Annotated in this window: 27 protein-coding genes and 1 other annotated feature (1 of these 28 cut by a window edge); of the genes, 23 read left to right on the top strand and 4 right to left on the bottom strand. The window is 47.7% G+C overall.

All coding sequences use genetic code 11. The annotated features are described in order from the left end of the window. Positions 1 to 42 precede the first annotated feature (42 nt). From ACKKE8_RS13485 to ACKKE8_RS13595, 23 genes are all read left to right on the top strand, one after another. The gene (locus ACKKE8_RS13485; protein ID WP_409178582.1) at positions 43 to 657 is read left to right on the top strand and encodes a stage V sporulation protein AA; all 615 of its coding nucleotides are present in this window, start codon (positions 43 to 45) and stop codon (positions 655 to 657) included. Continuing rightward, positions 654 to 1,073, top strand: a complete 420-nt coding sequence (locus ACKKE8_RS13490; RefSeq protein ID WP_056492665.1) for a stage V sporulation protein AB — start codon at positions 654 to 656, stop codon at positions 1,071 to 1,073. Before ACKKE8_RS13485 ends, ACKKE8_RS13490 begins: the two co-directional genes overlap by 4 nt. A gap of 81 nt (positions 1,074 to 1,154) precedes the next feature. Continuing rightward, positions 1,155 to 1,640 carry a stage V sporulation protein AC gene (spoVAC, locus tag ACKKE8_RS13495; protein ID WP_409178583.1) on the top strand — a complete coding sequence of 162 codons (486 nt, stop codon included), beginning with the start codon at positions 1,155 to 1,157 and terminating at the stop codon, positions 1,638 to 1,640. A gap of 13 nt (positions 1,641 to 1,653) precedes the next feature. Then, positions 1,654 to 2,679 (top strand): stage V sporulation protein AD, encoded by a 1,026-nt coding sequence (gene spoVAD, locus ACKKE8_RS13500; protein WP_409178584.1) that lies wholly within the window; start codon positions 1,654 to 1,656, stop codon positions 2,677 to 2,679. Beyond that, the gene (gene spoVAE, locus ACKKE8_RS13505) at positions 2,679 to 3,029 is read left to right on the top strand and encodes a stage V sporulation protein AE (protein ID WP_409178585.1); all 351 of its coding nucleotides are present in this window, start codon (positions 2,679 to 2,681) and stop codon (positions 3,027 to 3,029) included. The genes spoVAD and spoVAE overlap by 1 nt, the downstream gene beginning before the upstream one ends. 29 nt (positions 3,030 to 3,058) lie before the next feature. Beyond that, entirely contained in the window at positions 3,059 to 3,673 is a 615-nt protein-coding gene (locus ACKKE8_RS13510) for a stage V sporulation protein AE (protein ID WP_409178586.1), read from the top strand. Then, the gene (locus ACKKE8_RS13515) at positions 3,627 to 5,096 is read left to right on the top strand and encodes a spore germination protein (RefSeq protein ID WP_409178587.1); all 1,470 of its coding nucleotides are present in this window, start codon (positions 3,627 to 3,629) and stop codon (positions 5,094 to 5,096) included. Before ACKKE8_RS13510 ends, ACKKE8_RS13515 begins: the two co-directional genes overlap by 47 nt. 179 nt (positions 5,097 to 5,275) lie before the next feature. Then, on the top strand, positions 5,276 to 6,598 hold the full coding sequence (lysA, locus tag ACKKE8_RS13520) for a diaminopimelate decarboxylase (RefSeq protein ID WP_409178588.1): 1,323 nt from the start codon (positions 5,276 to 5,278) through the stop codon (positions 6,596 to 6,598). Between the two features lie 124 nt (positions 6,599 to 6,722). Further along, positions 6,723 to 8,996, top strand: a complete 2,274-nt coding sequence (locus ACKKE8_RS13525) for a GGDEF domain-containing protein (RefSeq protein ID WP_409178589.1) — start codon at positions 6,723 to 6,725, stop codon at positions 8,994 to 8,996. 68 nt (positions 8,997 to 9,064) lie between these two features. After that, complete coding sequence (locus tag ACKKE8_RS13530) at positions 9,065 to 9,493, top strand: peptidylprolyl isomerase (protein WP_048032590.1); 429 nt, start codon at positions 9,065 to 9,067, stop codon at positions 9,491 to 9,493. Between the two features lie 182 nt (positions 9,494 to 9,675). Beyond that, positions 9,676 to 10,344, top strand: a complete 669-nt coding sequence (locus ACKKE8_RS13535; RefSeq protein WP_409178590.1) for a site-2 protease family protein — start codon at positions 9,676 to 9,678, stop codon at positions 10,342 to 10,344. A 19-nt stretch (positions 10,345 to 10,363) separates the two neighbouring features. Further along, a complete protein-coding gene (locus ACKKE8_RS13540) occupies positions 10,364 to 11,128 on the top strand; it encodes a segregation/condensation protein A (protein WP_409178591.1) in 765 nt (254 codons plus the stop codon). Further along, positions 11,118 to 11,702: an SMC-Scp complex subunit ScpB gene (gene scpB, locus ACKKE8_RS13545; protein ID WP_409178592.1), complete on the top strand. Its 585-nt coding sequence runs from the start codon at positions 11,118 to 11,120 to the stop codon at positions 11,700 to 11,702. The genes ACKKE8_RS13540 and scpB overlap by 11 nt, the downstream gene beginning before the upstream one ends. Positions 11,703 to 11,846: 144 nt before the next feature. Then, the gene (locus tag ACKKE8_RS13550) at positions 11,847 to 13,016 is read left to right on the top strand and encodes a D-alanyl-D-alanine carboxypeptidase family protein (RefSeq protein ID WP_409178593.1); all 1,170 of its coding nucleotides are present in this window, start codon (positions 11,847 to 11,849) and stop codon (positions 13,014 to 13,016) included. Then, positions 13,009 to 13,599, top strand: coding sequence for a nucleoside recognition domain-containing protein (locus ACKKE8_RS13555; RefSeq protein WP_409178594.1), 591 nt, complete (start codon positions 13,009 to 13,011; stop codon positions 13,597 to 13,599). The genes ACKKE8_RS13550 and ACKKE8_RS13555 overlap by 8 nt, the downstream gene beginning before the upstream one ends. An 11-nt stretch (positions 13,600 to 13,610) precedes the next feature. Continuing rightward, positions 13,611 to 14,144, top strand: a complete 534-nt coding sequence (locus tag ACKKE8_RS13560) for a spore maturation protein (RefSeq protein WP_007724050.1) — start codon at positions 13,611 to 13,613, stop codon at positions 14,142 to 14,144. 114 nt (positions 14,145 to 14,258) lie between these two features. Beyond that, positions 14,259 to 15,008 (top strand): pseudouridine synthase, encoded by a 750-nt coding sequence (locus ACKKE8_RS13565; protein WP_409178595.1) that lies wholly within the window; start codon positions 14,259 to 14,261, stop codon positions 15,006 to 15,008. Positions 15,009 to 15,116: 108 nt separating this feature from the next. Continuing rightward, entirely contained in the window at positions 15,117 to 15,641 is a 525-nt protein-coding gene (gene resA, locus ACKKE8_RS13570; protein ID WP_376898559.1) for a thiol-disulfide oxidoreductase ResA, read from the top strand. Positions 15,642 to 15,654: 13 nt separating this feature from the next. Further along, on the top strand, positions 15,655 to 17,289 hold the full coding sequence (locus tag ACKKE8_RS13575) for a cytochrome c biogenesis protein ResB (protein WP_409178596.1): 1,635 nt from the start codon (positions 15,655 to 15,657) through the stop codon (positions 17,287 to 17,289). A gap of 24 nt (positions 17,290 to 17,313) precedes the next feature. Further along, positions 17,314 to 18,543: a c-type cytochrome biogenesis protein CcsB gene (ccsB, locus tag ACKKE8_RS13580; RefSeq protein ID WP_409178597.1), complete on the top strand. Its 1,230-nt coding sequence runs from the start codon at positions 17,314 to 17,316 to the stop codon at positions 18,541 to 18,543. A gap of 88 nt (positions 18,544 to 18,631) precedes the next feature. Then, a complete protein-coding gene (locus ACKKE8_RS13585; RefSeq protein ID WP_012686105.1) occupies positions 18,632 to 19,348 on the top strand; it encodes a response regulator transcription factor in 717 nt (238 codons plus the stop codon). A gap of 1 nt (position 19,349) precedes the next feature. Further along, positions 19,350 to 21,134, top strand: coding sequence for an ATP-binding protein (locus ACKKE8_RS13590; RefSeq protein ID WP_409178598.1), 1,785 nt, complete (start codon positions 19,350 to 19,352; stop codon positions 21,132 to 21,134). A 14-nt stretch (positions 21,135 to 21,148) separates the two neighbouring features. Then, positions 21,149 to 22,279, top strand: coding sequence for an HAD family hydrolase (locus ACKKE8_RS13595; RefSeq protein ID WP_409178599.1), 1,131 nt, complete (start codon positions 21,149 to 21,151; stop codon positions 22,277 to 22,279). 40 nt (positions 22,280 to 22,319) lie between these two features. On the opposite strand, the gene ACKKE8_RS13600 is transcribed toward ACKKE8_RS13595, so the two are convergent. From ACKKE8_RS13600 to ACKKE8_RS13615, 4 genes are all read right to left on the bottom strand, one after another. Beyond that, positions 22,320 to 22,595, bottom strand: coding sequence for a hypothetical protein (locus ACKKE8_RS13600; RefSeq protein WP_409178600.1), 276 nt, complete (start codon positions 22,593 to 22,595; stop codon positions 22,320 to 22,322). Between the two features lie 13 nt (positions 22,596 to 22,608). Beyond that, a complete protein-coding gene (locus tag ACKKE8_RS13605) occupies positions 22,609 to 23,892 on the bottom strand; it encodes an SLC13 family permease (protein WP_409178601.1) in 1,284 nt (427 codons plus the stop codon). A gap of 117 nt (positions 23,893 to 24,009) precedes the next feature. Next, positions 24,010 to 25,593: a phosphoglycerate dehydrogenase gene (serA, locus tag ACKKE8_RS13610; RefSeq protein WP_409178602.1), complete on the bottom strand. Its 1,584-nt coding sequence runs from the start codon at positions 25,591 to 25,593 to the stop codon at positions 24,010 to 24,012. Then, positions 25,586 to 26,740 carry a pyridoxal-phosphate-dependent aminotransferase family protein gene (locus ACKKE8_RS13615; RefSeq protein WP_409178603.1) on the bottom strand — a complete coding sequence of 385 codons (1,155 nt, stop codon included), beginning with the start codon at positions 26,738 to 26,740 and terminating at the stop codon, positions 25,586 to 25,588. Before ACKKE8_RS13615 ends, serA begins: the two co-directional genes overlap by 8 nt. A gap of 70 nt (positions 26,741 to 26,810) precedes the next feature. After that, positions 26,811 to 26,974, bottom strand: a binding site (T-box leader); it runs 85 nt beyond the window's last position.

Here is a 26,974-nt window from a genome sequence, read left to right on the forward strand (position 1 = left end):
TACTAGCGAATAATCAGGTATGTGATGGAAGGGGAAGGTACCATGAAAGACGCGTTGTTTCTGCGCCTGAGAAAGCGATTGGCCGTAAAGCCACAAGCTATGATTACGCTTGGGGACATTTGCCAGCTTTACTGGGATGGAGAGCGCGAGGAAGCGTTAAAGCGGATGCCCATTTACCAGACAAAGCCAACGGATGGCAATTTGATCATAATCGATATTATGCAGGTGATTAAAAGGCTGCGTTCTGTCTATCCCGAAGTGGAACTGGACGTCCAGGGTGCTCCCCAAATCATTGTGGAAGTACTCAATCCACGTAAGAAATCGAACCCGATTTTGGTGGCGATGGTATGGCTTTTGTTGTTCATTGGCTCAGGACTGGCGATCATGAATTTCCATACCGATGTCAGCATGATGCAGGTTCACGAACGAATTTACTATTTGATTACAGGTGAAAAAAGCCATCAGCCTTTGTGGATGCAAATCCCTTACTCCATTGGGATCGGCTTGGGGATGATTCTGTTTTTTAATCATATCTTCCAGAAAAAAATCAACGAGGAACCTAGTCCGCTAGAAGTGGAATTGTTTATGTATCAGCAAAGCCTGGATCAATACTACATACAAAATGAAAACAAGGAAAACCAACGGACGAAGAAATGAGCGTCATCAAATGCTTGTTACTTATTTTGATCGGGCTGGGTGGAGGTCTTGCAGTAGGGAGCGGGCTGGTCGCGTTTATTACCGTTCTGGACATTATTCCAAGGTTGACACAATTAACGAATGCTCATCGATATATCCGCTCGCTGGAATGGGCCTTGGTGGCAGGAGCGCTTTTTTTTACGTTCATTGATTTTTTTCATTGGGGTGCTCATTTGCCCGTTATCGTTTCTTCGATTTACGGGATCTTTGCAGGGATATTTGTAGGGACACTCGCCGCAGGCTTAACGGAGGTACTGAACGTCTTTCCGATATTAGCAAAGCGAATCCACATGGACGGCAGTCTTCTTTTTCTGTTGATGGCAGTGGTGCTGGGGAAAGTGACAGGTTCCTTATTGCAATGGCTGCTCCATCTGTGAAATGGTAAATACCACTATTCATAGGCATCTTTAGAAAAAGGAAGGATACAGGAAGAAAGCTTACAAAGGGAGTGAAAGGGCATGGCAACCAAAACAAAATCCAAAAAACCCGAATCGATGCAGATGACCAAACAGCTGTATCAACAGCAGGCTTCCAAGTTCCAGCCCAAACGAAATGTTCTACTTAACTCGTTTCGTGCTTTCTGGGTAGGAGGGACCATATGTTTGTTGGGTCAGGCCATTCAAAATATGTATATTACCTTCTTCGGATTTACGGAGAAAACGGCAAGCAATCCCACCGTTGCGACGCTTATCTTTCTATCCGTTTTACTGACAGGTTTAGGTGTGTATGACAATATCGGGCAGTATGCCGGAGCTGGATCAGCCGTACCTGTTACAGGCTTTGCCAACTCGATAGCTTCTGCTGCCATCGAACATCGGAGCGAAGGGTATGTACTCGGTGTTGGGGGAAATATGTTTAAGCTGGCTGGTTCGGTCATTGTATTTGGGGTTGTTGCTGCTTTCATTGCGGGAATATTAAAGAGCCTGATCAACATGTTTTTCTAAGGGAGGGCTGTCGGTGTCAAACAATCAACCAGTGAAACGAGTCAGTCGGCAAACCTGGCACTTCGATCAGAATGTTCGCTTGCAAAGCTCAGCAGTTGCTGTGGGACCAAAAGAAGGAGAAGGGCCGCTGGCGCACTTGTTTGATAAGATCCACGACGATATGTATGCTGGCCAACAGACTTGGGAAGACGCCGAACGTCAGTTGATGGAGGATGCAGTCAACAGCTTGCTGCAAAAGGCGGGGATCACGGGCAAGGATGTGGATATCATTCTCGCGGGTGACCTGTTGAATCAGAATATCACCACCAACTTTGCAGCTGAAAAGGTGGCGATTCCGCTTTTGGGTATGTACGGAGCTTGTTCTACCTCGATGCTGACATTGGCAAATGCGGCGGCTTTGGTAAACGCAGGTTATGCGAGCAGGGCGATTGCTGCTTGCAGTAGTCACAATGCCACAGCGGAAAGGCAGTATCGTTATCCCACGGAATACGGAGGCCAAAAGCCGCCAAGTGCTCAGTGGACAGTGACAGGAGCCGGCGCGGGATTGGTCGGGATAGGGGGAAATGGTCCGCGCATTACGTATGCGACGATGGGAAAAGTAGTGGACATGGGGATTAAAGACCCGTTTGACATGGGGACGGCTATGGCGCCAGCAGCTGCTTCGACGATCCAGACGCATTTTCAAGATACGGGGCGCTCCCCACAATCCTATGATTTGATCGTGACTGGTGACCTGGCAGCTGTCGGGTTTCCGATTCTAAAGGAGCTCATGTTGACAGACGGATACGACATGGATCAAGTCTACAATGATTGCGGATTGATGATTTACTCACCCGATCAGGATGTATTTGCAGGCGGGAGCGGTTGTGCCAGCAGTGCAGTGGTCACTTATAGCTACATAATGGATCAGCTCAACCGTGGGTTACTGAAAAACGTGTTGGTCTGTGCCACGGGAGCCCTTTTAAGCCCGGTAAGCTATCAGCAGGGCAATTCGATACCGTGCATTGCCCATGCAGTTGCACTTGAAGGAGGAGAATGATGGAGTACCTGATTGCTTTTGTCGTAGGGGGATTGGTTTGTGTAGTGGGTCAGCTCCTTCTGGATGTTGGCAAGCTAACGCCTGCCCATGTCATGAGTACGCTGGTCGTGGCAGGAGTATTTCTCGATTTTATCGGCGTGTATGACAAGTTTATTGATTTCGCAGGCGCAGGAGCAACTGTACCGATCACGAGCTTCGGTCATTCTTTGTACCATGGAGCTATGAGCGAGGCTGAACAACATGGATTGATCGGTGTGGTAACGGGGATTTTTGAAGTCACGAGTGCGGGTATATCGGCTGCGATTGCATTCGGATTTTTTGCCTCACTCATCTTTAAACCTAAAGGGTAAGTCCAGGCAGTAAAAGGCGGTGACCCAGCATGGACGCAGTACGCCGGAAAGTCATATTGGTGACAGACGGAGATCATATTGCCCAAAAAGTTATCGAGAATGTTGCCAAGCAATTTGGTGGTCGATGTATATCGCTGTCTGCCGGGAATCCCACTCCACTACGAGGGAATCAGATCGTCGAACTAATTAAAATGACACCATATGATCCTGTCATCGTCATGTTTGATGACAACGGAGATTACGGGAAGGGTAGAGGGGAACGAGCACTCGAATACGTGGTGAAGCATCCTGATATCGAAGTAATCGGTGCGATTGCAGTAGCCTCGAATACACACTGGGTCAAGGGTGCGACGGTCGCTTATTCCGTAAACAACCAAGGACAAATTGTAGACGAAGCGGTGGACAAGGATGGGTACGCAGACGAGCAACTTCAGCATCATATTTATGGAGATACCGTAGACATCTTAAATTCCCTGCATATACCAAATGTCATCGGCATTGGAGATATAGGCAAAATGGAAGGCAGGGATAGTTTGCAAAACGGTTGTCCCATCACAACGAGAGCGGTGCAATGGATAATGGAAAGGAGCGGCGCTCATGGCACAGGTCACGGAAAAACGGCATCCCATCTCGACTTATCTTGAAGAGAATCAGGAGTATTTGAACGACAGGCTTGGTGTTGGTAAGAGCTTTGATATTGGGGTCCATGATTTTTATGTGGGTCATACACGAATGTTGTTGTATTACATAAACGGCTTCGCGGAAAGCTTGCTCATTTCGCAGATCATGCGTGAGTTGAATGATGTACGTGACCGGGAGCTGGTGGACGACGCTTTCGACCAGCTGTTCCACAAATTCATCCCTTTCTTTCAGCTCAGCAAGGTGGAAACGACAGACGAATTCATGGACAAATTGCTCGTCGGTCAAGTAGGACTAATCATTGACCGATCTCGCCACGCGATCATTCTCGATGCCAAAATCCTGCCAAATCGTTCACCACAGGAGCCAGATACGGAGCGAATCGTTCGGGGAGCTCATGACGGCTTTACGGAAGTCCTGATAACCAATACGACTCTTACGCGACGAAGGATTAGGGACGAGCGGCTCCGTTTCGAAATCATGCAAATTGGAGAACGCACCAAAACGGATGTCGCCGTCGCCTATTTGCAGGATGTGGCGAATGAAGAGCTGGTCTGCACATTGAAGGAGCGTCTGCAAAATATCCAGATAGACGGAATACCGATGGCGGAAAAAACGGTCGAAGAATTTATCATTGGGAAGACGATGAATCCGTTCCCGCTCGTACGCTATACCGAGCGTCCTGACGTGGCAGCAGTTCATCTGTTGGAAGGGCATGTATTGATCTATGTAGACACATCCCCAAGTGTCATGATCACACCCGCCACTTATTTTCATCATGTACAGCACGCGGAGGAGTATCGACAAACCCCGGTAATTGGTGCTTATCTGCGCTGGGTTCGCTTTTTGGGAATCTTTGCTTCCGTTTTTGTTTTGCCGATTTGGCTACTGTTGGTCATGCACCCTTCCATGATACCGGAGCCGCTTCACTTCCTAGGAATCAAAAAGATGGGCAGCATTCCTATTTTGGCACAATTCGTAATGGCTGAGGTCGGTTTGGATTTGATGCGGATGGCCGCCATCCATACTCCTGCGCCGCTCTCGATTGCCGTAGGTTTATTGGCGGCGATTCTGGTAGGGGATGTGGCGATCAAGGTAGGACTCCTTGCACCGGAGGTTATCTTGTATCTGGCAGTAGCGGCAATCGGGATGTATGCGACTCCCAGTTATGAGTTGAGCTTGGCCAATCGGCTTATGCGCTTGTTTCTGATTCTCATGGTGGGCTTTTTCTCTACACCGGGACTGATGATCGGACTTACGCTCATCCTGATTTTCTTGGCTTCCACCCGTTCGCTCAATACGCCTTACTTATGGCCGTTCATTCCATTCAACTACAAAGGGATGAAGGATATTGTGGTACGGCTGGCTGTGCCAAGCAAAAACAACAGGCCGAGTATCGTTCGCGCGCAAAATTCCTCTCGGCAATAATATTCTGAAAACGGATGGCTTCACCCATTGTCAAACGCACAGCCTTGTAGTAAATTGTAGGGAAGCCTTACGAACAAAAGTTTCTGTATGGCAACTGACACACCTGGTCGGTTGCCTTTCTCTATAAAAGGTTGACTATATACATCATCGGTGCGAATCAATTGGGGAGGAAACGAAACATGTACTTACACGGGACAAGTCGAGTGAATGAACAAGGAAACTTGGAAATCGGAGGCTGTGATACGACACAGCTAGCTACTACTTACGGAACACCTTTATATGTGTATGACGAACAACAAATTCGCACCAAATGCCGGGAATTTGTCAATGCGTTTCACAATACGGGTTTTTCCTTCCAGGTTGCTTACGCGAGCAAAGCTTTTTGCACGATGGCGATGTGCAAGTTGATTGAAGAGGAAGGCTTGTCACTCGATGTAGTATCTGGCGGTGAATTGTATACGGCTCTGCAAGCTGAGTTCCCCGTAGAACGCATCCATTTTCATGGCAACAACAAATCTCATGATGAGTTAATCATGGCGCTAGACGCCAAAATTGGCTGTTTCGTAGTGGACAACTTTTATGAGTTGCACATCTTGGCGCAATTGGCCGAAGAGCGGAACGAAAAAGTCTCCGTTCTCTTGCGTGTCACACCGGGTGTAGAAGCTCATACGCATGAATACATTTCTACAGGGCAGATCGACTCCAAGTTTGGCTTTGACGTGCAAAACGGCCAGGCTCTTGAGGCGATTCAATTCTCTCACGAAAGCAATCATCTCCATTTATTAGGAGTTCATAGCCATATTGGTTCACAAATATTTGAAACAGAAGGCTTCCTCGTCGCAGTCAAACGATTGACAGAACTATTGGGCGAAGCAAAAGGAAAGCTTGGATTCCTGCCGGAAGTATTGAATGTAGGAGGCGGCTTCGGTATTCGGTATGTGGAAGGCGATACACCACAGCCAGCGGACACGTATATCAAAGCCATTACAGATATTGTTCGCCAAGAGCTCACAGCGCTGGAGATTCCTCTACCTGAGATTTGGATTGAGCCAGGTCGGAGTATTGTAGGGGATGCAGGGACAACTTTGTACCGTATTGGATCGCAAAAGAACATTCCAAATGTCCGGAAGTATATTGCGGTCGATGGAGGCATGACAGACAATCTGCGCCCAGCTTTGTACGATGCAGAATATGAAGCATCGATTGCGAACAAAATGAATGCACCTGCCACAGAGGTGGTATCCATTGCAGGGAAGTGCTGTGAGTCAGGTGATATGCTCATCTGGGATGTAAAGCTGCCAGAAGCACAGGCGGGCGATATTCTCGCAGTCCCTAGCACAGGTGCATATGGTTATTCGATGGCGAACAACTACAACCGGATCGCTCGTCCTGCTGTTGTCTTTGTCAAGGACGGGGAAGCAGAAGTGGTTGTACGACGCGAAACGTACGCAGAAGTAGTCGGTCACGATGTTTTGCCAAAACGCGCCCAGCTTATGCGCTAAACTTCATAAAAAATGCACAAACCTTCCCGATCGTTTGGGAAGGTTTTTTATTTCCTTCATCTCCCATTCATGATTGCTTAATGTTTACTCGGCATAATGAAAGGGTGAGGGGGAGCGATTCATCATGTTGTCGACTCTTATGAAGCGGTTTCGACGAATACCCTATATTTCATTGGATAAACGCCAATGGATGAAGGCGATGATTCGGCAAGAGGTGGAGAGAGAGAAGAAAGTCGTCATGTTTTATATAGATATCGTCAAGCTGACAGAGGTAGAGCATCGCTATGGCGATACGAGTGCCAAGAGAGTTCTTCATATATTTGAAAGCATTTTGCCAGCTGTAGCTCGTCAAGCATTTGAAATCAAAGGGAGAATCATCGCGATTCAAAAGCTGTGGGGCGATGATTTTGCGATCTACACTTCCTTTTCGAAAATGATGAGTGAGGAAGACTGTCAAATGCTCTCGATTCATTTTCTGGAGTTGGCTGAACGACAGTTAAATCGACAAGTGAGCTTCGTCAATCGTGAGGAGCTTCGTGTCCATATCGGCTATGCGGAAATCATCGGAGAAGATATCGTGAAAGAGATGTATACCTCTGTCAAACATGCTGTACATATGGCCAAGTATGGGATTACCTCCGAAAAATATACGCACATCAGACAATTTCACAAGCTGCTTGCAGAAGAAAACGTTCAGATGCATTTCATGCCGATCATTCATTTGCCAAATGGCGAAGCTTTGGGCTGGGAGGCACTGGCGCGAGGGCCGGTGAACAGCCTCTTTGCAACTCCCGCTGCCTTGTTCAATTATGCGCAAGAGACGGATACCGTGTTTCGTTTGGAGCATATATGTCGCAAGCGGGCATTGGAGCATATACGCTACCTGAAACCGCATGAAAAACTATTCATCAATTTGGACCCACGGGCGATTGACGATCCGTTTCTATTGCGTGGAAAAGTGCAGATGCTTTTGGCAGAGTATGAGCTGACGCCACAAAACATTGTCTTTGAAATTACAGAGCGCCACGCGATTACGAATTATGCTGCCTTTCGAAAAATCATCGAGGAGTACCGCAAGCAGGGCTATATGATTGCCGTAGATGATGCGGGTGCAGGGTATTCCAGCTTGGAATCGATTACAGAAATCTACCCAGACTTTATTAAGCTCGATATGTCATTGATCCGCAATATCGATGTCGATCCGATTAAGCAGGCGTTGTTGGAGACGTTTGTATCCTTTGCTGACAAGGTGAACTGCAAAATCATAGCAGAAGGGATCGAGACGGAGCGTGAGCTGGAAACGCTTATGGACGTCGGTGTTATCTATGGACAGGGTTACTATTTAGGCAAGCCGGACAAAGGGATGGCGCAGCTATGTGGAACGGCTATGAACTTTCTGCGGTTTACGATGGAAAAGCGGATTGAGCAAGAAGCAGAACCAATGCTGCCCACTCCAGCTATGACGGAAATCTTGGCGAAGACAATTAGCGTTGAAAAGCACGTGAAAGTAAGACGCATCCATGAGATTTTCGAACAAAATCAGCGGATTGAAAGCGTAGTTGTGCTGGAGAACGGCATACCGGTTGGACTTGTCATGCGGTTTTCCCTGTATCAAATTCTCGGTGGTCAATACGGAATCGCGCTGTATTATGAAAGGCCCGTTTCTCAAATCATGAATACCAACCCGCTCAAAGCTACCAAAGACGACAAGTTGGATGAGGTAGCCAAGCGGGCGATGGCCAGAGATGCTTATCATTTGTATGATGTGGTCATTATTATTGATGAGAATGGCGAGTACATCGGTATCGTTACCGTGCAGAAGCTGTTGGACAAAATGGCTTCCATCAAACTAGAGATGGCGAGCTCTGCCAATCCTCTGACAGGATTGCCGGGGAATGTGCAGATTGAAAGGGAATTGAATCAACGGCTGAAACGGAATGATCATCAGGTGGTCATCTACTGTGATCTCGACCGTTTCAAATGGTTTAACGACCGCTACGGGTTTGAAGTGGGGGACCAGATTATCGTTCGAACCGCGAACTTGTTGCGGGAAGCCTCGAAATGGTACGGAAGCGGATCTGACTTCATTGGGCATATTGGCGGAGATGATTTTATCCTGATTACGACAGCACAATGTGCGAATGATGTAGTCTTGTTTATCATGGATGCTTTTACGCCGTACTTTTCGGACATTTATGAAAAGCGCAGAATGGGGGACGGTCAGGAGCTCTCGATGTCGATGGCAGGTGTCGTCTTATATGCTGGGAAGTACAGCAGTGCGGAACAAGTTGCAGAGAAGGCAGCATACGTGAAAATGGTGGCAAAGGCGAAGGCGGGAACTGTTTTTATTACCGACTGTGAGTTGCCTGGCGAAGAGCAGATCCGCATCGAGGGATAAATTGGACGTCAATCGTTCTCCATGGTAGAATGGGTACGTTAACTTTACAAGGTATGGAGGCTCAACATATGAAAAAAGCGCTCATCACCATGGAAAATGGTAACCAAATCGAGCTGGAGCTGTTCGATCAAGAAGCTCCGGGCACAGTAGCAAACTTTGAGAAATTGGCTAGCGAAGGCTTCTACAACGGTCTGTCCTTCCACCGTGTTATCCCTGGCTTCGTAGCACAAGGCGGTTGCCCTTACGGAACAGGTACAGGCGGTCCTGGTTACACAATCAAATGTGAAACAAAAGGAAACCCACACAAGCATCTGCGCGGTTACCTGTCCATGGCGCACGCAGGAAAAGACACAGGCGGAAGCCAATTCTTCATCTTGTATGATGCTTTCCCTCACCTCGATGGCGTACATACAGTATTTGGTCGCGTCACTTCCGGTATGGAACACGTTGATGCAATCAAACAAGGCGATAAAATGGGTACAGTAAACGTAGGATAATAGAAGTTTATGAACACCGATGAGGGAATCCTTGTCGGTGTTTTTTCGTCAGGATGCATGCTGGATCAAGCTGGAATGGGGTTGTAAGCCTATCTATCTGCTGGTATGCTAGAAGATAGACGATTTTTATCTGGGGTTGTTCAAAAAGATGACTTTTTGAACTCGCATGATTGGAGGAAGCAATGGATCTTTTTCATTTTGATTGGAAAACGGTACCGTTTCGCTTGATTGCGTTCGTTATCGCTTTCACTTTGCATGAATGGGCACATGCCTTTGTCGCCTGGAAGCTGGGTGACAATACGGCGAAATCGGAGGGCCGCTTAACATTAAATCCAATCCCGCATATTGATCCGTTTGGTTTGATTCTCATTCTGTTTGGTCCATTTGGTTGGGCGAGACCGGTACCGATCAACCCTCTGCATTTTCGTGGGAACAAACGATTAGGGATTGTTTACGTTTCATTTGCAGGTCCATTAATTAACCTGATACTCGCGGTATTGTTTTACATGGTGTATTTCGTAGTAATTAATTCCGGAGTACTAGTAGGAATGCATGAAAAAGTGGCTTACGCAATTGATATGACACTGCGATTTTCTGTTTTGATCAATACAGCTCTATTCATTTTCAACCTGTTGCCGATTCCTCCGTTGGACGGTTACAAAATACTGCGATTTTTGTCTCCGCGGAGTTGGGATGGAAAGTTTTACAATTATGAAGTCTACGGGCCGTGGATTCTCCTATTATTAATCTTTATCCCGGGGGTCAGCACAATTGTATTTGGTATTCCCCATGGAATTGCTCTAGAATTGGTTCAACGAATTGGAAGTAGTATCTTAAGCGTGTTCATCTAACGGAAACGAGGGACGTCTTTTGGCTTACAGCATCAAACTTGATTCTTTTGAGGGACCACTCGATCTGTTGCTCCATCTGATCGACAAGGCAGAGGTGGACATCTACGACATACCGATAGCGGAAATTACGGAGCAATACCTCGCGACGATTGACAAGATGCAAGAGCTCCAACTGGATGTGGCCAGTGAGTTCGTAGTCATGGCGGCTACGCTCCTCTCTATTAAAAGCAAGATGCTGTTACCCAAAAAGGAGGAGCATGTCTTTCAGCAGTTCCTCGATATGGATGTAGACGAGATAGACCCGCGTGAAGAGCTGGTAGCGCGTCTGTTGGAGTACAAGCGCTATAAAATGCTTGCCGAGAACTTGCGAGAAATGGAGATCGGTCGTAATCAAGTTTTTACGCGTCCTGCAGAAAATTTGTCTCCTTATGCGCGTGAAGAGGATCATACCGTAACGAATGTGACCCTCTACGATTTGATCAACGCGCTGGAAAAGCTGGTGAAGAAAACGAAAGAAAAAGAACCAATGACCAAGGTGTCGCGCGACGAAATCTCCATCAAGGATCGGATGACGGAGATACGCCAAGCGGTACGCAGCGGTGGGATGGTTCGCTTTTCTGAGTTGTTTTCCCAAGGTGCGACGCGTACAGAGATTGTAACGACCTTTCTCGCCTTGCTTGAGCTCATGAAGGCGAAGCACATTACGTGTGTACAAAATCAATTGTTTCAAGACATCATCATATGTGAAAACGGAACGGAAGGAGCCCATACCGATGGACTATGACAAGCTGAAAGGCGTAATCGAGGGCTTGCTGTTCATCTCGGGTGATGAAGGAATCGATGCCAAAGAAATCAGTGAAATCACTGAGGTGTCGGAAGAAGAGGTCATCGACTTGATCGAAGACATGAAAGCTGACTTCCGCCGGGCAGGACGCGGTGTTCAAATCGTGGAAGTGGCAAAAGCGTATCAGTTGACCACTCTGCCCGAGCATGTGCCCTATTTTGAACGGCTAGCAACATCGCCAGGTCAGTCAACGCTATCCCAAGCAGCATTGGAGACTCTCGCCATTGTTGCGTACAAGCAGCCCCTGACCCGTTCGGAGATTGAAGAAATCCGTGGCGTTAAATGCGAAAAAGCACTGAACACCCTTTTATCCAAACATCTCATTCGCGAAGCGGGGAGAGCAGAGGGGATCGGACGCCCCATTTTGTACGCGACCACCAAAGAATTTTTGGAGCATTTTGGTTTACGGGAACTGGGGGATTTGCCAGAACCGCCTGTCAATCTTGATATCGAAGAAGCGCGACTGGAAGCATCAGCGCTATTCGGAAAAGCAGAAGAACCGACAAACGACTAGTTACAGCCCGGACAGTTTTTCGTACTATCATACGACTCGTCCCCATATACTATGGTACAAACCTGTGTATCGTGGTATAACGACGGCTTTTCTCTTGTCTAATAGGCATGAGTGAGCCCAAGTTTTCAAATGGGGAGGACGTTTATGAACATACGAAAATATCTGTCCGGCGTACTCGTCGTTTTTCTTTTTATACAGATGACTCTTACGCCGGCAGCGATGGTAAAGGCTGCTGCAGCCCCACCTAGCTTGTCAGCTGAAGGTGCAGCGCTAATCGATGTAGAGAGTGGGCGGATTCTTTATTCCAAAAACGGTACGAAAAAAATGAGAATTGCGAGTCTGACCAAAACAATGACAGCAATCGTAGCGATTGAAATGGGCAAACTGGATGCACAGGTAACAGTACCCCCACAAGCGGTAGGGGTTGAAGGTTCGTCGATCTACTTAAAAAATGGGGAGAAGCTCACGCTTGAAGAACTGCTGTACGGTTTGATGCTGCGATCTGGCAATGACGCAGCCGTCACCATCGCAACACACATCGGAGGGTCAGTGCCTGGATTCACTTACTTGATGAATGAAAAAGCTGCGATGATTGGAATGGAGCATACGAGTTTCACCAATCCGCATGGTTTAGATGACAGTAACCAGCATTACTCCACCGCGGAAGATATGGCAAAGCTGTCCGCCTACGCCTTACATAATCCCGTATTTCGTCAAATCGTCTCAACGAAAGTTAAGGATATTTCATGGGAAGGCGAACAGTGGGACCGGCGTCTACTCAACAAAAACAAGATGCTTCACCTTTACAACGGTGCTGATGGTGTGAAAACGGGATACACAAAACTCGCGAAGCGCTGCCTGGCTTCCTCCGCCACAAGGGATGGAAGACAGCTGGCTACGATTACTCTGAATGCTTCTGATGATTGGAACGACTCCGCCAAGCTGATGGATTGGGGCTTTGCGAATTATCCGCTACTAGAGCTGGTCAAAAAAGGGCAGGAGGTAAAGCCTGACACCCCAGTCTCACTTGAAGCAGGAACTCATCTTGTCACAACAAACGCATTTCAATATCCGCTGCAAACGGCAGAGGCAGAGGCGATTCAAAAGCGTGTTGTTATGGGAGAATCATCGGTTACTTCGAAAATGAATGGTCAACTGGCGGGGTTTCTTCAACTCTATTTAAAAGAAAAGATGATTGGGCAGGTTCCTTTGCTAGTTAGTGTGGATGCGCCGACTTCAGTAGCTCCGCAGGCTTCACGCTCAATGTGGCAGCCATTTTGGGACATAGTGTCAGGGGGGCTGTGGAGTGCTTAATGTCATTTGGCTCGGGCTCATTGTCATTAGCATTGTCGTCGCCGCCATGACGGGGCGGATGGAAGCGATCAACGCAGCAGCGTTTGAGGGAGCCAAGACAGGAGTAACGGTTAGTCTCGGACTTCTCAGTGTTCTCGCCTTTTGGATGGGAATGATGCAGATTGCAGAAAAGTCAGGACTCCTTGAGCTATTGGCGCGGGTATTGTCACCGATCATTCAAGTCCTTTTTCCTGATGTACCAAAAGGGCACCCTGCTATGGGATACATCCTTTCAAATATGAGCGCAAACCTGCTCGGGCTTGGTAATGCAGCAACTCCAATGGGGCTGAAAGCCATGGAAGAGCTCCAAAAGCTAAATCCAGACAAGCAAAACGCTTCGCCTGCCATGTGTACGCTGCTGGCGATCAATACGGCAAGCATTACGATTATTCCTACGACGATGATCGCGATCCGCATGCAGTATGGCTCCGTGAATCCCGTAGAAATCGTAGGTACTACGCTGTTATCTTCGTTTGCTGCCACCATTGTCGCCCTGTTGATTGATCGGATGTATCGTTATCGGCATATACGAAGACACAGATAGGGGGAGTCCTTATGTACCAATGGGTATCCCTGCTCTCTCTTTGGGCCATTCCCGTTACGATTGCCTTTGTCTTGTTGTATGGGTGGCGGAAACAAGTCCCCGTCTACGAGACGTTTGTAGATGGAGCAAAAGGCGGTTTAACCACTACGATTCGTATACTCCCACACCTGATTGCCATGATGGTCGCGGTAAGTATGTTCCGGGAGTCAGGAGCATTGGATCTACTACTTCGCGCGCTCAAACCACTTCTTGACCTGTTGCATTTTCCAGAAGAACTGGTCCCGTTAGCGTTGCTTCGTCCGTTGACGGGAACAGGCTCACTTGCGATTGCAACAGATCTGATCGCGCAGTACGGTCCCGATTCTTTTTTAGGCAGACTGGCAGCTACCATGCAAGGGAGCACAGATACGACACTGTATGTCCTAACCGTTTATTTTGGCGCAGTTGGCATTCGCAATTCTGCTTATGCTCTAAAGGTAGGCTTGTGGTCGGACCTGGCTGGGGTCATATTCTCGCTGCTCATTGTCTCCTACATTTTCGCTTAAAAGAGTTCAAATAGGGTAGACAGTGAAAACTTCCTCATGGATGTGGGGAAGTTTTTCCCTTTTTCTTGTCCACACTAGTAAGAATGGGTATGATGTTGTAGAGGTGAACCAACGATGGAACGTTTACAGAAAGTATTGGCGCATGCTGGAGTCGCCTCTCGTCGCCATTGTGAAGAATTGATTGCGCAAGGCAAGGTGCAGGTAAATGGCCAAGTCGTACGAGAGCAGGGAATAAAAGTCGATCCGCTCAAAGATAAAATTGTGGTGAATGGACAGCAGGTTAAGCTCGAGCAACATGTCTATCTCTTGCTGTACAAGCCTACTGGTGTCATTACGAGCGTCACAGACCCGCGCGGCAGACGGGTAGTGATCGATCTGTTGAAAGGAATTAAAGAACGGGTTTATCCAGTAGGTCGCTTGGATTACGATACTTCCGGCTTGCTGCTCTTGACGAACGACGGGGAGCTCGCAAACAGACTGGCACATCCAAGCTATGAAATTGATAAAGTGTATCGGGCATGGGTAAAGGGAATCCCTAGTCAGGACAAAGTGCGCAAGCTAGCAACTGGCATTCGTTTGGAAGACGGCATGACTTCTCCCGGTCAGTCCAAATTGTTGAAGACAGAGTCTAGCAGCCAAAAGGCATTGGTAGAACTGACCATACATGAAGGACGAAACCGCCAAGTGCGCAGAATGTGTGAGGCGATCGGTCATCCGGTGTTGACATTGGAGCGAATCCGTTTAGGGTTTCTCACATTAGATGGGTTAAAGCCAGGCGAATTTCGCAAGCTCACGCAAGAGGAAGTGGAGAGCTTGAAGCGGGGATTGGTTCAAAAGAAACGCAGCCCGCGGTCAAAACATTGATTCGTTCAAAATCTGTTCATAAGTTGTGCGCTGTCGGAAAAACTAGGAACGCTATAATAGAATGGGAAAAGGATGCAATTTATTAGCAGTAGATGGGAGTATGGCGTCATGAACAAAAGCAATCGTACATATGTCAGGATCGCGGTATTGGGTGTTTTGCTTGTAGCGCTGGTCTTTGCACTCTATTCCAGCTTTGTGAAGGACCCCGGTGCTGTGAAAGTAGGAAGCGATGCTCCGAATTTTAGCTTGGAGCAACTGAATGGACCAGAGCTGACTCTGGAAAGTTTGAAAGGAAAGGGCGTTATCCTCAATTTCTGGGGCACGTGGTGTGAACCCTGTAAAGAAGAAATGCCGGCATTGCAACAGCAATACACGAAGTTTAAAGACAAGGGATTGGTTGTAGTCGGCGTCAATATCGGAGAATCGCCAGTTGCCGTAGAACCATTCGTGAAGCAGTTCGGGATTGACTTCCCTATTTTGCTCGATCGCCAATCGCAAATTACCAAGCTGTATCGAATCGGTCCGATTCCGACGACCTTTTTCATCGACCCAGATGGAGAAGTGCAAGAAATTTTCATCGGGCAGTTAGATGAAGCGATGATTGAGTCGAAAATAACAAAAATCTTGCCGTAAGTGAGGAGCAATGATGGATCAGAGAAAATGCGAATGCGGTCATACCAACCCGGTTGGGACGCTGCTCTGTGAGTCTTGCGGGAAGCCTTTGAATGTGGAAGTCCACGAGCAGACATCGTTTCCTGACATGCGTTATGAAGGAATGGCAAGACGTTCTCAAACGAATAAGACGAAGGTAATCGATCGAGTCTGGAACTTTTTTTCTTCGGTCAAAATTGCAATCGGTATCATTATTGTCATTTTGGTGGCGTCCGCAGTCGGAACCATCTTTCCGCAACAAATGTACATACCGGTTCCCGTACCTACTGAAGCAGATGTTGCCCGTTTTTATACGGAAACATATGGAACGCCGGGAACGATTTTCTACGGCCTTGGATTTCACAATATGTACTCGTCCTGGTGGTTTGTGACGCTTCTGGTTATGCTCGGTACGTCTTTGGTTATCTGTAGTCTGGACCGCGTAGTACCGCTGTATAAAGCGTTAAAAAAGCCAAGATTGAACCAGCACAAGTCCTTTTTGAAAGGGCAAAAGCTGTTTGCAGAGGGTGAGCTTGCTCCAGAAGCCAATCAGGAAGCGATACTGGACGCCTCCGCTGTGGCATTGAAAGAAAAAGGATACCGCATTTTCCGCACGGAACGAGCGATTATGGCTGAAAAAGGCCGTTTTAGCCGTTGGGGTCCTTACATTAATCACATTGGACTGATCTTGTTTTTGGTCGGTACCCTGATGCGAAGCCTGCCTGGCTTTTACTTGGACGAGTACGTCTGGGTGCGTGAGGGACAAACAATGGCGATTCCGAATACCCCTTACTACATAAAAAACGAGAACTACACGACAGAGTATTGGTTAGAAGAAGAAATGCCGGAGCAACTGGAGCTTAAGGGCGGAGCCATTGTGAAGAGCTACCAGACAGAGGCCATTTTGTATGAAAATAAAAGCGCTGACGTTCCAGGGAAAAAGCCGGATTTGGTAGAAGTACAGAAGGGTCCGATCGTCGTGAATCATCCGATGCAGCAGGATAGCCTCTACATTTATCAGAGTGGCGTGCAAGAGATGCAGCTTGGAGCGCTTAATTTTACAGTGGTCGATTTGAAAAACAATAAAAAAGAGATCGGTCTTATCAAAATTGATCTGTACAATCCACAGCCAGAGCAAACCATTGCGGATGGGTTCACGGTACGGATTTTGGATTACTTCCCCGATTTTATAATGGGAAAAGACGGGAAGCCGGCGACGAAAACCAATTTGCCTAAAAATCCGATGGTGGCATTGGAACTCATTGGAGAGAATGGCAATTATAACGAAAAACTGGTTTATCTAGAAGGAACCATTCTTACACAGAAAAATGATCCGCGTTACGGACTCGAGATCAAAATGCCTGATTTAATCGATATTGCAGGGCTGAATGTACGGGTGGACAAAGCATTGCCACTGATTTATTTAGGTTCATTCATTTTCCTTGCGGGCGTTGTGATCGGTATGTTCTGGCAACATCGTCGGGTTTGGGTACAGACGCAAGAGGGAAATATCTTGGTAGCAGCTCACACGAATAAAAACTGGTTCGGTCTTCGTAGAGAAGTAGATGGGCTGGTTAAACAAGCGGAGCTCCCTGTCACGATAGAAGATAAAACGAAGGCCAAGGCCTAAAGCTTCAAAGGGGGTACAAACAACGTGCAGCTCATTCAACTGAGTGACTGGTTACTGGATATCGCGTTTCTGCTCTACGTCATCTCGTCTATCGTTTTCGCTGTAGCCGTGACGGGTAAAAACTGGGCAGGGCGTGATCCCAAACAACATGAAGAGCGCTATGGACGGATTGCGTATTGGTTAGCCGTTATCGGTTTTGTGGCGCAAACAGGGTATGTGGTTGCTCGCTGGATTGCCGGCGGCCATAGCCCGACGAGTAACATGTTTGAGTTTATGGCATTCCTGGATTACTGTATTATCCTGGCCTACTTAATTATTTACCGGATCTACAAGCTGACCTCGATTGGGGCGTTCGTCCTTCCGCTTGGGGTTATCATGCTCGCGTATTCGTACGTGTTCCCGAAGGAAATCACTCCTTTGATTCCGTCTTTGCAGAGCTACTGGCTGCACATTCACGTGACAACGGCTGCACTGGGTGAAGGGATTTTGGCGGTAGGCTTTGCAGCGGGTCTGATGTATTTGATCCGTACCGTTCCGCAGCATATTTCCACAAAAAGCACGAAATGGCTGGAGATCGTGTTGGCTGTGGTCCTGATGCTCGTTGGATTCATTTTGATGGATTCTACGTTTGCTCGGATGGACCAAAAGACGGTATTTGAGATGAAGAAAGAAGAAATGAATGCAGCAGGACAGATGGTAAAACCGAAAGTGGAGTACATCCTGCCTGCATTTGTTGCACCTGCTAATTCAACCATCATCAAGGAAGGTCCAATGTCGCCACTCTTTGAGGCACCTACTTGGATGGAAGGAAAAGACGCCGCACGCAAATTGAACACGATGCTGTGGTCAGTCCTAACAGGGGTCATTCTGTATGGTGGATTGCGCTTGATTTTCCGAAAACGATTAGGGGCTGCTATCAAGCCTTCCGTTGAGAGTGTCGATCCTGAGCTTCTGGACGAGATCAGTTATCGAGCAATCAGTATCGGATATCCGGTTTTTACCCTCGGAGCTCTTATCTTTGCGATGATTTGGGCAGAAGAGGCATGGGGACGATTCTGGGGCTGGGACCCGAAAGAAGTATGGGCATTAATTGTCTGGCTTTTCTACAGTGCCTACTTGCACTTGCGTCTATCCAGAGGATGGATCGGTGCAAAATCAGCATGGATGTCCGTCATCGGGTTTGTCATTATTTTGATTACTCTGGTCGTGGTCAATTTGGTCATTGCTGGTTTGCACTCTTACGCTGGGGTGTAGAAATTCCTCGAAAAGCTGGTTTTATCACCAGCTTTTTGGACTATCTTCTAACGGTTTTACGATATTATGAGAGCAAGAGGTGTTCCAGATGGAAAAAATGGCACGTATTCTCGTAGTGGATGATGAAGAGCGCATTCGCAGACTTCTGAAAATGTACTTGGAAAGAGAAAACTTTCTGATTGATGAAGCAGATAATGGAGAGCAAGCAGTCGAAATGGCTGTGGGAAGTGACTATGATATCATTTTGCTCGACCTGATGCTGCCAGGAATGGACGGGATCGAGGTATGCCAGCGTGTTCGTGAATTCAAGGCAACCCCAATTATTATGCTGACGGCAAAAGGGGAAGAAACGAACCGCGTTCACGGGTTTGAGGCAGGAGTAGACGATTATGTCGTGAAACCGTTCAGCCCGCGTGAGGTCATGTACCGGGTAAAAGCGATTCTGCGTCGCTCTTCCGCGACAGCTTATTTGAAGACAGAAACATTCAACAGTCATTCTGTCCTTGTTTTCCCGGAATTGACCATTGATCACGATGCACACAAGGTCATCGCAAGTGGCCAAGAGGTGAGCCTGACTCCAAAAGAGTATGAGCTGTTGCACTACCTGGCATTGTCGCCGGATAAAGTGTTTACGCGTGAAGAATTGTTAAAAGATGTGTGGCACTACGAGTTCTTTGGCGATTTGCGCACGGTGGACACGCATATCAAGCGTCTCCGCGAAAAATTGAACCGTGTTTCTCCGCAAGCTGCCAATATGATCGCCACGGTTTGGGGCGTCGGATACAAGCTAGAGGTGCCTAAGTAAAGTGGACGTTATTTTTCGCAGTGTAGTCGGAAAGCTATGGATGACCATTATTGCTTTATTTGCTCTCGTCTTGACGATCTTCAGTTTGTTGCTCGTTCAATCCTTTGACAGCTTTTATAGCAATCGGCAGTCCAAGAATTTGCACGATCTGGCAGATGGCATCGCAATCGGTTTGGCGCAGAGTCCGGATATGACAGATGCAATGGAGATGGCTTCTAGGTTTGGCTTGGTCCATCATACGGGCATGGTCATTCTAGATGAAACAGGCAAGCAAGTCGGTATGAGCGAGGGGGCTGGGCTCCCTCGTATTCCAGTAGAGCAATTGCTCCAAAATCCTGCATTGCGTTTGCCTGATGCGTTGGCAGGTAAGCATCCTGCACCGAAAACGATTTATATTGATGTGGAGAATTCCACTGATCACACGAACAACAAGCATGAACTGCTTGCGGTCGCTGTGCCTTTAGAAATGGCAGCAGGAAAAACGGGCGCAGTGGTCATGTATCAGGCGATTGAAGATTTTGATGATACGGTTAGTGAAGTGAGATTTTTAATCTTTGTGGTTGGCGTCATCGGATTCGTCTCTACCACTGTATTCGCCTTTTTCCTCTCATCGCGTATTACGATTCCATTACGCCAAATGAAAGAAACGGCGCATCGCATAGCGGAAGGGGACTTTCATGCTGAAATCCCGATTAGGACCCAAGACGAGACAGGTGAACTGGCGGCTTCGTTTAACACGATGGCAAGCAAGCTCAATCAGTTAGTCGATGCACTGTCCAAAGAGAAGGAGCAGCTGGCGAGCGTCCTTAGAAGCATGGTAGATGGTGTTGTGATGATAGATGTGAGCGGCAAACTGGCCGTAACGAATCCTCCTGCAGAACGATTCTTGCGAGATTGGGATTTCGAGCATTCGGATGAGCCTGTACCGCTGTTCTCGTTCTATCAGCAGGTTTTGCAAACCGGACAGGAAGTGACAGAGGATATCCCTGTTCAAGGGCGGATATGGTCCGTTGTCATGGTGCCTTTGAATGATCGGGACCAAATCCGTGGAGCTGTTGCGGTTCTTCGGGACATCACGCAGGAGCGTAAGCTGGATAAGATGCGTAATGATTTTGTAGCTAACGTATCCCATGAGCTGCGAACACCTCTATCCATGTTGCAAGGGTACAGTGAAGCGATTGTGGATGATATCGTGGCTACACCGGAAGAGCATAAAGAATTGGCGCAAATCATCTATGACGAGTCAGCACGTATGACCAAGCTAGTGAATGAATTACTCAGCTTGGCACGAATGGAAGCGGGGCATGTTGAATTGTTCCAGGAGACGATGGAACTGCGTCCATATTTGGAGCGCATTCAACGTAAATTCACCAATTTGGCGAGAGAACGCGAAATCCATCTCTTCCTCGAAATATCGACGATGCACACGCATGTGCTCATTGATCCTGATCGCATGGAGCAAGTGCTAACGAACTTGATCGATAACGCACTGCGGCATACGCCAAGTGGGGGAAGTGTCACCATTCGTGCTCGCGGGGATAAAACGTTGCTGGTTGAGATAAGCGATACAGGCAGTGGCATTCCGCAAGAAGATTTGCCGTTTGTTTTTGAGCGGTTCTATAAAGCAGACAAGGCTCGTACACGTGGACGACTAGGTGGAACTGGTCTTGGACTAGCCATCGCGAAAAACCTTGTCGAGGCACACGGGGGCACCATTAGTGTGCAAAGTAAACTAGGTGAGGGTACGACTTTTACAATCGCCATGATGCTGCATAAAAACAAATAGGAGTGTAGAGAGAAATGATCAAAACGATCTTATTTGATGTTGACGGGGTTATGTTGAGTGAAGAGCGTTACTTTGATGCTTCTGCATTGACAGTGTGGGAATTTTTGTACAGCCCGCAGTATGTGGGGCTTGCAGGCGAGGAATTCACACCAGCTCCAGAAGAAGCGCAAATCAGACGAGTGCGCGAGCATGTTTTCGCTCATGATGAAGTGCTTAATTTCATCAAGTCACGTGGAATCAACTCCAACTGGGACATGGTTTTCCTCGCGTTTTCCTATCAGTTGATTCGTTTGATTGAAGCGGTTAAAACGCAAGTTCCAGAAGCAACGAGTCTTCTTGTCGAACAAATTGATCGACCGCAACTGGCAAAAGTGAAAGAGTGGGCAGCCACTTATGCTCCTGATTTCCAAGTAGATTATGCAGCGTTCACCGCTGATTTTGCCAAAGGTTCCGCACAAAAAGCAGAAATGCTGCTCTACTTGAATCAAATTGCAAAAGAGCGTTGCGGTGTTTCAACAGAAATGTTCTCTCGCAATAGTGATCTATGGCAGTTAATTCAAAAGACATTTCAAGAATGGTATCTCGGTGATGAGCGCGTGGCGGCATCGATTGGCCGTGAAACCATGCAGCCAGGCAAGAAAGGCTTTTTGTCAGACGAGATTCCGATTGTACCGCCACAAGAAATGGTCGAGTTGTTCCGCACGTTAAAAGAAAAAGGATACACACTGGGGATTGGAACAGGGCGCCCTACCATCGAGACGCATGTTCCCCTTAGTGAGATGAACATACTGGAATGGTTCGACCCGAACCGTGTCGTAACTGCCTCTCACGTACTCGATGCGGAAGAAGCGTTTCCTAGCTTTGCGCCGATGTCCAAGCCACACCCTTATTCCTATATAAAAGGGCTGCTCGGACTCGATGCACCGATTAGCGATGCGGTCCATTTTTCATTGCCAATCGAAAATGGAGAAGAGGTGCTGATCGTCGGCGATTCACTCGCAGATTTTTTAGCGGCACGCTCAATCGGTTGTAAGTTTGCAGCGACATTGACTGGGCTGTCTGGTCAAGACGCGCGCAGCAAGTTTGAAGAGGAAAAAGCAGATTTTATTCTCGATGATGTTCGCGATATCCTTTCTATTCTGTAGATAAAAAAACTCCGCCGTATGTAGAAACGGCGGAGTTTTTTTATTCCCAACAAATCGATTGCAAGCATTTGAAGCGAAAGGCGTGAATCAAAAAGGATTCAATCATGTTGTGACGGACGATTACTTCGAAAGAACCATCCTCTCGTGAAAAAAACAGGACATCTGTATAGTCTTTGTTCCCTTCAAAATAACGACGAACCTCTTTGACACGTGCTCGCATGGATTCAGATCTTACGACAATGTGGTAGGTAGCATCTTGCTGTGTAATATGTTCCTTGATCTCAATTTCCTCTTGATTATAGGTGTAATGGAACAAGAGCGATTCCTCCTCACCAAATAAAATAGCGCAGGTAAACGTAGACATGAGCAATCATGATAGAAAGGATCATCAACGGGAAGGCGACTTTCATAAAGCTGAAAAAGCCGATATGATAGCCTTCCTTTGCAGCCAATCCAGCAACAATCACATTGGCACTCGCTCCAATCAAGGTACCGTTTCCTCCTAAACACGCTCCGAGTGCAAGGCTCCACCAAAGAGGCTCCAGGTTGGTAATCCCGAGGGCTCCCATTTCCTTGATCATCGGAATCATGGTGGCAACGAACGGGATATTGTCAACAAAGGCAGAGGCGACTGCGCTCAACCAAAGGATCAACAGAGAGGTCTTCATTGAATCTCCACCCGTCAGATTCATCGCTTCAGTTGCGAGCTTTTTGATCACGCCTGTTTCCACTAACCCAGAGACGAGAACAAACAGACCGATGAAAAAGAAAATCGTATTCCACTCGACTTTGCTGATCGCGTCTTCTAAATAATGCTCTCCAGTAAGGAGGAGCAAAAGAAAAGCTCCAGTTAAAGCGATAGTTGCCGACTCCAAATGAAGAGCCCCATGGAGCATGAAACCAATAATGGTCAACCCCATTACCGTCAAAGACTTTTTCAATAAACGGCTGTCGGTAATTTCATCGCGCTCATTTAACTGCATGATTTTGGCACTCAACTCAGGTGACGTTACTAACTGCTTGCGGTAAATCAAGACCAAGCAAACAACGGTTACAGCTAGAATCACGATAATAATCGGGCTCAAATTCACGAGAAACTTCATAAAATCAAGCTCCGGTACAGAACTGCCAATCATGATATTCGGTGGGTCACCGATCAACGTAGCTGTTCCTCCGGCATTAGAAGCGATAATTTCACTGATTAAAAAAGGAATCGGATTAAGCTCGAGCTGGCGGGCGATGCTAAACGTTACAGGTACGATGAGAAGTACAGTGGTAACGTTGTCCAAAAAGGCGGAAGCAACGGCCGTGATCAAGCTCAGGTAGACGAGGATGCGAATCGGTTTGCCCTTTGCGACCTTTGCCGCACGGATGGCCACATACTTGAATACGCCGGTCTGCGCCGTAACGGCAACCAAGATCATCATCCCAATGAGTAGGCCAAGCGTATTAAAGTCGATATGGTGAATCGCTTGTTCCTGTGTAACGATCCCGAACAAGACCATGAGAATTCCGCCAGACATGGCGACGATGGTTCGATTTAACTTTTCGCTAATAATAAATGCATAGGTAACTAAAAAGATACCGATAGCGAATAATGCCTGGTTCGTCATAAGAAGCTCCTTCCTAGGTGTGTAGAATTATCTTGTCCCATTATAGCTCTAACCAAAATAAGGGTAAAGAAAAAGACCCGGCAAATGGCCAGGCCTTTTTCGTATGGAAAGGAGAACCTACAGCTCGATTTGTGTAACGCTTTTCACTTCTGCCAGCTCGCCCATCGTATCGAGAAGCTCTGGCGTCAATGGTTTGTCGACAGAGAGCATCATGATCGCGTCTCCACCAATATCACGGCGTCCTACCTGCATCGTTGCGATGTTCACGCTGTTTTCACCCAAGATGGAGCCGACACGACCAATCACACCAGGACGGTCATTATGGTGAATGTAGAGGAGGTAGCCCTCAGGCGCTACGTCAATCGCAAAGTCGTCAATTTTCACAATACGAGCACCGTAACCATTGAGTCGCGTTCCAGCCACTGTGCGTGTCTCTTGTGTCGTTTTTAAGCTAACGGTCAGTAAGTTTGTAAAGCCCTTGTTTTGTGCTGCCTTTTGCTCCGTTACGGTGATGTCACGCACTTTTGCCAGAATCGGGGCGTTCACATAGTTGACTTCCTCTCCCAAACGGAAGGACAGCACACCTTTGAGGACTGTGCGAGTCAGAGGGGAGGTGTCTACATCCGTCAACTCACCGCTATATTTAATTGAAATCTCCGAAATAGAACCTACTGTCACTTGGGCAAGGAAATGGCCCAGCTTTTCACCCAACGTAAAGTACGGTTGGACTTTTTCCATCACGTGCGCAGGGATCGGAGGCAAATTCACTGCGTTTTTGAATGGCTCGTTACGAAGAACCTTCAGGATTTCTTCCGATACGTCTACAGCTACGTTTTCCTGTGCTTCAATGGTCGAAGCTCCCAGATGTGGAGTCGTTACTACTTGTGGCAGACCAACCAGAGGGTTGTCTACAGGTGGTTCTTCTTCGAAAACGTCCAGAGCTGCCCCCGCGACTTTTCCTGCGGTAATCGCCTCGTAGAGAGCCTTCTCGTCAATGATTCCCCCGCGAGCGCAGTTGATCAAGCGAACGCCATCTTTCATTTTCGCAAATTCACGCGTGCTGATAATATGGCGGGTTTCTTTTGTCAGCGGAGTATGGACGGTAATGAAATCAGCTTTGCGGCAAATTTCATCGACAGTTGCGTTGGTTACACCCATCTTTTGTGCACGTTCCTCGGTCATGAAAGGATCGAAGCCCATGACGGTCATGCCAAATGCCTTCGCACGCTTCGCAACCTCTGAACCGATACGGCCCATGCCGATGACTCCCAGTACTTTGTTGTTCAACTCAACCCCTTGAAAGCTTTTGCGATCCCATGTACCGTCTACCAGCTTCTTGTGAGCTTGAGGGATGTTACGAGCGACAGCCATCAGCATCGCAAACGAATGCTCTGCAGTAGAGATGGTGTTGCCGTCTGGAGCGTTGATGACTGGAATACCTGCTTGGGTGGCAGCGTTGATATCAATGTTATCCACCCCAACACCCGCGCGACCGACCGCCTTCAGCTTTTTGCCGGCAGTGAGTACTTCTGCTGTTACTTGGGTTTGGCTGCGTACGAGCAGTGCATCGTAGTCGCCAATCACATCGATTAGTTCGGCAGGGGAGAGGTTTGTTTGACGAACTACTTCTACATCAGAAGCGTCCAAGAGTTGTTGAATTCCAAATTCGCTAAGTGGGTCGGTAATGAGTACTTTATACATGTGCAATGAGCACCTCCTGAGCAGCTTTTACACCAGCACCCAGCTCAACTGGGGCACCGATTTGGTGAAGCGACAATTCGATGGCAGAAATGACTTGCAGGACATCCAATGGCTCGCAATAGCCCATGTGCCCGATGCGGAAGATCTTGCCTTTCAGGTGCTGCTGGCCGCCAGCAATCGTGATGTTGAATTGCTGCGTTAACATTTTGCGGAGAGCTTCTGCATGAAAGACACCTTCAGGATCGCAAGAAGTTACGGTCGTCGATGCGTACTGATCATCCGCCATGAGTTTTATGTTTAATGCTTTCATCGCTGCGCGAGTCATGTCTCTCATCAGTTCATGACGCTTTACGATAGCTGGCAAGCCTTCTTCCTCCATCATATCCAATACCTCGGCGAGACCGAAAATGAGGGATACAGCAGGCGTATACGGTGTTGTTTGCTCTGCCAAGCTCTTGCGGTATGCTTTCAGGTCCAAATAGAAGGCGAGCGATTTGTTTTGCTCAATCACTTGCCATGCGCGTTCACTCGCAGCGAGGAAGGCAAGGCCTGTTGGCAGCATGAAAGCCTTTTGCGAGCCGGTTACCACGATATCGACACCCCAAGCGTCCATCTCGCATGGAACCGCACCAAGGTTGCTTACCGCATCCACAATGAAGAGGGCGTCCGAATGAGCACGGATTGCTTTCGCCAAGTCAGCAATCGGATTTTCTACCCCAGTGGATGTTTCACAGTAGGTGGCGAATACGGCTTTTACTTGCGGCTTTTTTTGTAGGAATGTTTCAACCAGCTCAGGTGTTACGGCGTTTCCCCAAGGCACTTCTAACCGATGGGCGATTATACCGTAACGCTCGCAAATTTTTGCAAAGCGCTCACCAAATGCACCGCTGATGAGGATGGCAGCTTCATCGCCTGGTTGGAGAGTGTTTACGACACCCATCTCCAGCGCGCTCGTTCCGCTACCTGCCAAGATGTATACGTCCTGCTTGGTACCAAAGTAAGGCTTCAGTTTTTCAGCAGTACGGGCGAAAAGAGCGGAAAATTTGCCGCTGCGGTGTCCAATCATCGGTTGGCTCATCGCTGTTTGAACACGTGGTGGAATGGGGGTAGGGCCAGGGATTCTCAAGATCATTTTGTCTGCAAACATGGTTCTCTCCTCCTAAATATGTGCATATCAAAAAAACCTCCCGTTCTCACACTGCTCCTATTACAGAACAGTGAGGGACGAGAGGCTTTGCTTCGCGGTGCCACCCTCATTCGCTCTTTTTTTCTCAAAAAAGAGCCTTGGTAGGTACATGACCTAAAAGAGATAACGGATCTACCGTTTGCGTCTACTGGGATGGTGAACCCTCTTTTCAACGCAGCAGCTCAGAAGTGCTTA

Origin of the sequence: Brevibacillus fortis (genome assembly GCF_046196545.1) — a bacterium.
GTDB lineage: Bacteria > Bacillota > Bacilli > Brevibacillales > Brevibacillaceae > Brevibacillus > Brevibacillus fortis_A.

What these genes read in the sequence shown, in the direction of transcription:
- ACKKE8_RS13485 (WP_409178582.1), top strand. Translation starts at nt 43, where the DNA reads ATGAAAGACGCGTTGTTTCTGCGCCTGAGAAAGCGATTGGCCGTAAAG.
- ACKKE8_RS13490 (WP_056492665.1), top strand. Translation starts at nt 654, where the DNA reads ATGAGCGTCATCAAATGCTTGTTACTTATTTTGATCGGGCTGGGTGGA.
- spoVAC (WP_409178583.1), top strand. Translation starts at nt 1,155, where the DNA reads ATGGCAACCAAAACAAAATCCAAAAAACCCGAATCGATGCAGATGACC.
- spoVAE (WP_409178585.1), top strand. Translation starts at nt 2,679, where the DNA reads ATGGAGTACCTGATTGCTTTTGTCGTAGGGGGATTGGTTTGTGTAGTG.
- ACKKE8_RS13510 (WP_409178586.1), top strand. Translation starts at nt 3,059, where the DNA reads ATGGACGCAGTACGCCGGAAAGTCATATTGGTGACAGACGGAGATCAT.
- ACKKE8_RS13515 (WP_409178587.1), top strand. Translation starts at nt 3,627, where the DNA reads ATGGCACAGGTCACGGAAAAACGGCATCCCATCTCGACTTATCTTGAA.
- lysA (WP_409178588.1), top strand. Translation starts at nt 5,276, where the DNA reads ATGTACTTACACGGGACAAGTCGAGTGAATGAACAAGGAAACTTGGAA.
- ACKKE8_RS13525 (WP_409178589.1), top strand. Translation starts at nt 6,723, where the DNA reads ATGTTGTCGACTCTTATGAAGCGGTTTCGACGAATACCCTATATTTCA.
- ACKKE8_RS13530 (WP_048032590.1), top strand. Translation starts at nt 9,065, where the DNA reads ATGAAAAAAGCGCTCATCACCATGGAAAATGGTAACCAAATCGAGCTG.
- ACKKE8_RS13535 (WP_409178590.1), top strand. Translation starts at nt 9,676, where the DNA reads ATGGATCTTTTTCATTTTGATTGGAAAACGGTACCGTTTCGCTTGATT.
- scpB (WP_409178592.1), top strand. Translation starts at nt 11,118, where the DNA reads ATGGACTATGACAAGCTGAAAGGCGTAATCGAGGGCTTGCTGTTCATC.
- ACKKE8_RS13550 (WP_409178593.1), top strand. Translation starts at nt 11,847, where the DNA reads ATGAACATACGAAAATATCTGTCCGGCGTACTCGTCGTTTTTCTTTTT.
- ACKKE8_RS13560 (WP_007724050.1), top strand. Translation starts at nt 13,611, where the DNA reads ATGTACCAATGGGTATCCCTGCTCTCTCTTTGGGCCATTCCCGTTACG.
- ACKKE8_RS13565 (WP_409178595.1), top strand. Translation starts at nt 14,259, where the DNA reads ATGGAACGTTTACAGAAAGTATTGGCGCATGCTGGAGTCGCCTCTCGT.
- resA (WP_376898559.1), top strand. Translation starts at nt 15,117, where the DNA reads ATGAACAAAAGCAATCGTACATATGTCAGGATCGCGGTATTGGGTGTT.
- ACKKE8_RS13575 (WP_409178596.1), top strand. Translation starts at nt 15,655, where the DNA reads ATGGATCAGAGAAAATGCGAATGCGGTCATACCAACCCGGTTGGGACG.
- ACKKE8_RS13585 (WP_012686105.1), top strand. Translation starts at nt 18,632, where the DNA reads ATGGAAAAAATGGCACGTATTCTCGTAGTGGATGATGAAGAGCGCATT.
- ACKKE8_RS13595 (WP_409178599.1), top strand. Translation starts at nt 21,149, where the DNA reads ATGATCAAAACGATCTTATTTGATGTTGACGGGGTTATGTTGAGTGAA.
- ACKKE8_RS13605 (WP_409178601.1), bottom strand. Translation starts at nt 23,892, where the DNA reads ATGACGAACCAGGCATTATTCGCTATCGGTATCTTTTTAGTTACCTAT.
- serA (WP_409178602.1), bottom strand. Translation starts at nt 25,593, where the DNA reads ATGTATAAAGTACTCATTACCGACCCACTTAGCGAATTTGGAATTCAA.
- ACKKE8_RS13615 (WP_409178603.1), bottom strand. Translation starts at nt 26,740, where the DNA reads ATGTTTGCAGACAAAATGATCTTGAGAATCCCTGGCCCTACCCCCATT.